The sequence below is a fragment of the Streptomyces sp. NPDC006309 genome (assembly GCF_040613095.1).
Taxonomy (GTDB): domain Bacteria; phylum Actinomycetota; class Actinomycetes; order Streptomycetales; family Streptomycetaceae; genus Streptomyces.
This window is the reverse complement of the sequence record NZ_JBEXRO010000055.1, coordinates 1-6,337: the sequence shown is the minus strand read 5'-3', so window position 1 is coordinate 6,337 and position 6,337 is coordinate 1. Positions and strand designations below refer to the sequence as shown.

General features: G+C 73.8%; 2 protein-coding genes. Both read left to right on the top strand.

Annotated features, from left to right (window positions below):
• Window positions 1-9 precede the first annotated feature (9 nt).
• Window positions 10-5,538 (top strand): SDR family NAD(P)-dependent oxidoreductase, encoded by a 5,529-nt coding sequence (locus tag ABZ117_RS34065; protein ID WP_356826658.1) that lies wholly within the window; start codon window positions 10-12, stop codon window positions 5,536-5,538.
• A 224-nt stretch (window positions 5,539-5,762) separates the two neighbouring features.
• Window positions 5,763-6,337, top strand: a 575-nt coding sequence (locus ABZ117_RS34060; protein ID WP_356826656.1) for a beta-ketoacyl synthase N-terminal-like domain-containing protein, incomplete at its 3' end; no start/stop codon positions are given.

The window sequence follows — 6,337 nt, the reverse complement described above, 5'->3', positions numbered from 1 at the left end:
CCGCTCCTCGTGGGCTCCCTCAAATCCAACCTCGGCCACGCACAAGCCGCCGCCGGAGTCGGCGGCATCATCAAAATGGTCATGGCCTTGCGCCACGCCGCACTGCCCGCCTCACTCCACGTCGGCAAGCCCAGCGACCTGGTCGACTGGAACGCGGGCGGCATCGAGCTGCTGACCGAACCGCGTCCATGGCCCACCGGCGAGGGCAGGACACGGCGGGCCGCTGTCTCGTCCTTCGGGATCAGCGGCACCAACGCCCACACCATCCTCGAAGAAGCACCCGCCGAGACGCCCGTGCCCGAGGCCGGCGCCGGGCAGGACGACTCCGCTCCCCTGTGGGTGCTGTCCGGCCGTACGGAGCCGGCTCTGCGCGCTCAGGCCACCGTGCTCCTCGACGCCTCGGACGTTCTGGACGGCGTACCCACCCGGGACCTCGGCCGCGCCCTGGCCACCACCCGCAGCGCCCTCGACCACCGTGCGGCCGTCACCACCGATACCCGTGCCGAGGCCCGGGCGGCGCTGACCGCGCTGAGCCGTGGCGAACCGCACTCCGCTCTGACCGTCGGCACGGCGCGCCCCGACGACGGACTCGCCTACCTCTTCACCGGGCAGGGCAGTCAACGTGTGGGCATGGGCGGTGCGTTGTACGCGGCCGAGCCGGTCTTCGCCGCCGCTCTGGACGAGGTGTGCGGGGAACTCGATGCCTGCCGCGGCTCCGTGTCCGGCACCTCGCCGATCCGCGAGGTGATGTTCCACGACGCCGAGGCGCTCGACCGGACCGAGAACACCCAGAGTGCCCTCTTCGCCCTCCAGGTCGCGCTGTTCCGGTTGCTGGAGCACCAGGGGCTGGCACCGGACGCCGTACTGGGCCACTCGATAGGCGAGTTCGCCGCCGCGCACGTCGCCGGGATCCTCACCCTGCCCGACGCCTGCGCCCTGGTCGCGGCGCGCGGCCGGCTCATGCAGGCTCTGCCGGCCGGCGGCACGATGATGGCCGTCCAGGCGTCACCGGACGAGGTCCGCGCACTGCTGGAAGGCCGCGAGCACGAGGTGAGCATCGCCGCCGTGAACGGCCCCACCGCCGTCGTCATCTCCGGTGACGTCGAGGCCGTCGAGCGGATCGCGACCGTGTTCGCCGCCGACGGCCGCAAGACACGCCGGCTCGTCGTGAGCCACGCCTTCCACTCGCACCGCATGGACGGGATGCTCGACGCGTTCGGCACGGTCACGGCGGGAGTCCGGTACGCCGCGCCGCACATCACCATGGTGTCCACCGTCACCGGACGGCCCGTCGACATCACCGCCGACTACTGGGTCCGGCAGGTGCGCCGGGAGGTACGGCTGTCCGACGGTCTGGCCGCGCTGCGCGATCTGGGGGTGCGGACCTTCGTCGAACTCGGCCCGGACGGCGTGCTGTCGGCACTGGGCCAGGGCTGCCTGGACGACGACACCGCGGCGTTCGTGCCGGTGCTGCGCCGTGGCCGGTCCGAGCGCCGCACCCTGGCCACCGCGCTCGGCGCCCTGCACGTCCGCGGCCGAAGCCCGGACTGGCACGCCGTGTTCGGCGCGGGGCGGAGGCCGGACCTGCCCACGTACGCCTTCCAGCGGGAGCGCTACTGGCTGACCGCGAACGGCGGCCGGGGACCGGCCGGCCATCCGATGCTCGGGCCCGCCGTGGAACTCGCCGCGTCCGGGCAGGCCGTGCTGACCGCCCGGCTCGGCCGCCGCACGCACCCCTGGCTCACCGACCACACCGTCCTCGGCTCGGTGCTGCTGCCCGGTACCGCCTTCCTGGAGCTCGCCGCCCGGGCGGGAACCAGGACCGGCGTGCCGAGGGTCGCCGAACTCACCCTGACGGCACCGCTGGTGCTCCCTGAGGACGGCAGCGCGGAGGTGCAGCTCGTCGTCGCCGCGCCTGACGACGAGGGGCAGCGCGCCCTCACCGTGCACGCCCGGGCCACGGCGCCGGAGGGCACCACAGGGCCGTGGGCCCTGCACGCCACCGGCCTCCTCGCACCGCACGCAGGGCCCCCCACGGCCGCCGCCGGCTGGCCCGCCGCCGCGTCCGAGCCACTGTCCCTCGACGGCTGCTACGACGAACTGGCCGCGGCCGGATACAGCTACGGCCCTGTCTTCCGCGGCCTGCGCGCCGCGTGGCGGCACGGTGCGGACCTGCTCGCCGAGGTCGCACTCCCGGCGTCCGTCACCGACGCGGCCTCCTACGGACTGCACCCGGCCCTGCTCGACGCGGCCCTGCACCCGGTCGTCACGACCGCGCTGGGCGGTGCCGGCCGTCGTCTGCTGCCCTTCTCCTGGCGCGGTGTGTCCGTCCACCAGCCCGGCGCACGCACCGCTCGCGTCCTGATCACCGCCGGTGGGCCGGACGCGGTCGCGCTGACCTTGCTGGACGAGACCGGCGCGGTGATCGCCGAGATCGAGGAACTGCTGCTCCGCCCCGCCGGTGACGACCCCGTCGTACCACGGTCGCTCCACCGCCTGATGTGGAAGCCGGCCGGCGCGGACCGGCAGCCGCCGCCGGACGCCGCCGTACTCGGCACCGCCGACCTGGGCGTCGGCCCGCGCTACGCCGACCTCGCGGCACTGGGCGAGACCCTCGACGCGGGGCTGCCCGCGCCCTCGGTGGTCTTCGCGCCGCTCGTGGATCTGTCGCCGGGCGTGGAGCTGTCGCCGGGTGGGGATTCGTCGCCGACCGTCGACTTGTCACCGCTCATCGATCCGGCGCCGGCCGTGGGCCTCGCGTACGGGGTGGGCGGCGCCCAGTCCGTGCACGGCGCGTACGGCCCGGTGGGCGGCTCTCGTTCCTCCGTGCATCGCGCGCTCGCTCTGCTTCAGGCGTGGCTGGCCGACGACCGGTTCGCGGACTCCCGGCTGGTGCTGGTCACCCGGGGTGCCGTGGCCACGGCACCGGACGCGGACGTGACGGACCCCGCCGACGCGGCCGTGTGGGGGCTGGCGCGGTCGGCGCAGACCGAACACCCGGGGCGCGTAGGGCTCTTGGACGTGGAGTGGGCCGCCGACTGCCGTGCCGCGCTGCCGCTGACCGGTTCGGAGTCACAACTCGCGGTACGGGACGGAGCCTTGCTGGTGCCCAGGCTCGGTCCCGCGACGGCCGACGGCACCCTCGTCCCCCCGGCCGGGGCGGCCTGGCGGCTGGCGGTCCGCGAACGCGGGACGCTGGACCACCTGGTGCTCGACCCCTGCCCGGAGTCCCTGGCCCGGCTCGGCGACGGTGAGCTGCGCATCGCGGTGCGCGCCGCGGGCGTCAACTTCCGTGACGTACTGAACACCCTCGGTCTCTATCCCGGCGATCCCGGCCTGCTCGGTCTCGAAGGGGCCGGTGTCGTCTCCGAGGTGGGGCCGGGCGTCACCGGCTTCGAGGTCGGTGACCGGGTGATGGGCCTGTTCTCCGGAGCGTTCGGCCCGGTGGCCGTGGCCGACCACCGGCGGGTCGCCGCCATGCCGGCCGCCTGGACGTACGCCCAGGCGGCGTCCGCGCCCATCGTGTTCCTCACCGCCTACCACGGCCTGGTCGACCTCGCCGGTCTGCGTGCGGGCGAGCGCGTCCTGATCCACGCGGCGGCGGGCGGTGTCGGCATGGCCGCCGTGCAACTGGCCCGGCATCTGGGGGCGGAGGTCTACGGCACGGCGAGTCCCGGCAAGTGGGGCGCGCTGCGTGCCCTCGGCCTGGACGACGTACATCTGGCGTCGTCGCGCACCCTGGACTTCGAGACCGCGTTCGCCGCGGCCACCGAGGGGCGCGGCATGGACGTCGTACTGGATTCTCTCGCCGGTGCGTTCGTGGACGCCTCGCTGAGGCTGCTGCCGCACGGCGGCCGTTTCGTGGAGATGGGCAAGACCGATCTGCGCGACCCGCGGGAGGTCGCGGCCGAGCACCCCGGGGTCGACTACCGGTCCTTCGACCTGCTCCGGGCCCCGACCGACCGGATCACCGAACTGCTCGCCGAGGTGATGCGGTTGCTGTCGTCGGGCGCACTGTCTCCTCTGCCGGTCAGTGAGTGGGACGTGCGCCGGGCACCGGAGGCGTTCCGCCACGTCAGCCAGGCCCGGCACGTCGGCAAGGTGGTCCTCACCCTGCCGGTGGCCCTCGATCCGGCCGGTACGGTCCTGGTCACCGGCGCCACCGGGGCCCTCGGTGGAATCGTCGCCCGGCACCTGGTCACCGAGCACGGCGCCCGGCGTCTGCTGCTGGTCAGCCGCCGTGGCCCCGACGCACCCGGAGCGACGGAACTCGTCGCGGAGTTGACGGGGTCGGGCGCCGAGGTCCACCTCGCGGCCTGTGACACCGCCGACCGCGAGGCGCTCGCGCAGCTGCTGACCGGCGTACGGCTCACGGCCGTCGTGCACGCGGCGGGAGTGCTCGACGACGGCGTGATCACCGCACTCACCCCCGAACGCCTCGACACCGTCCTCGCGGCCAAAGCGACCGCGGCGTGGAACCTGCACGAACTGACCGCCGGCCAGGATCTCGCGGCCTTCGTCCTCTTCTCCTCCGTCATGGGCGTCATCGGCGGGGCGGGGCAGGGCAACTACGCGGCGGCCAACGCCTGCCTGGACGCCCTAGCCCAGCACCGCAGGGCCCGTCGGCTCCCGGCACTGTCCCTGGCTTGGGGACTGTGGGCGGACGCCGCGAAAGGGCCGGGCACCGACGGAGGCGCCGGCGGCACGGAGACGACCGGTGGTACGGGGACGACCGGTGCTGCCGGGATGGCGGGCGCCCTGACCGAGGCCGACCGGGGGCGGCTCGCCAGGAGCGGCCTTTCCTCCATCGACCCGGTGGAAGGCCTGGCCCTGTTGGACGCGGCCCTGCGCATGGACAGCGCCGCACTCGTGCCCGCACACATCGACCGGGCCGCGCTCGCTGCGCTCGGCGCTCAACTCCCGGTCGTGCTCAGGGATCTGGTGCCGGCCGCGCCGCGCCCTGCCGACCCTCAGGCCACCGTCACCACGGCGAAGTCCACGTCCCTCCGCGACCGGCTCGCCGCGGTGAGCCGGGCCGAGCAGGACGAGATGCTGCTGGACCTCGTCCGGGTGCAGACCGCCGCCGTACTCGGCCGGTCCGAAGCGGCCGGCATCCCCGCCGACCGGCCCTTCAAGGACCTGGGCTGCGACTCGCTCACCCTCGTGGAGCTGCGCAACAGGCTCCAGACCGGCGCCGGACTCCGGCTGCCCGCCACCTTCCTCTTCAACTGCCCGACACCCAGGGCGGTCGTCACCCATCTGCACGGTGAACTGGCACCGGCCGAAGCCGGAGACACCGGCCCGACCGCCTCGCCGACCAGGCCCGGCCTGGCCGAACTCGACAGGCTCGAAGCGGCACTCGCCGAACTCGCGGACGGCTCCGACGACGACACCAGGGCCGAGATCATCCAGCGGCTCCAGGCGCTGCTGGTCCGGGTGCCGGTCCAGCGGTCCCGGACCAACCACAACGATCTGACCACACGGGTCCAGTCGGCATCGGTCGACGAACTCCTCGCGTTCATCGACTCCGAGCTCTGACCCGCACCAAGCCACACCGCACCTCGCCTCACCGCACGGCATCACATCGCACCGCATCACACTCGGCCGGGCGGCTCGCCGCGCTCCGTGGCATCCCGCCCGCCCCTCACCCTGCTCACTCGGTTCGCTGCGCCCGGCCAGCCCGGGCACGGCTCGACAGCGGCGACGCAGGGTCCACGCCACACAACGCACAGCGTCACGACGTCTACGGGGGCACCACCATCATGAGCACGAAGGACTACGACAAGCTGGTCGACTACCTCAAGCGCCTCACCGTCGACCTCCACGAGTCCCGCCAGCGGGTCCGTGAACTGGAGGACGGCACCAACGATCCGATAGCCATCGTCGGCATGGGCTGTCGCTTCCCGGGCGGGGTGGAATCGCCGGAGGGGCTGTGGCAGGTCGTCGCCCAGCAGCGCGACGTGATCTCCGGCTTCCCGGCCGACCGGGGCTGGGACCTGGACGGCCTCTACCACCCCGACCCGGAGCACTCCGGCACCACATACGTCCGGCACGGTGGATTCGTGGAACGCGCCGCGGAGTTCGACGCGGAGCTTTTCGGGATCTCGCCGCGTGAGGCGCTGGCGATGGACCCGCAGCAGCGCCTGCTGCTGGAAGTGTCCTGGGAGGCCCTGGAGCGGGCCGGCATCGCGCCCGGCTCGCTGCACGGCACGTCAACGGGCGTGTTCCTGGGGGCCATCGCCCAGGAGTACGGTCCTCGGCTCGGTGAGGCGGCTGCCGGTGCGGCCGGGTTCGGCCTCACCGGAACCACCTCCAGTGTCGCCTCCGGCCGGGTCGC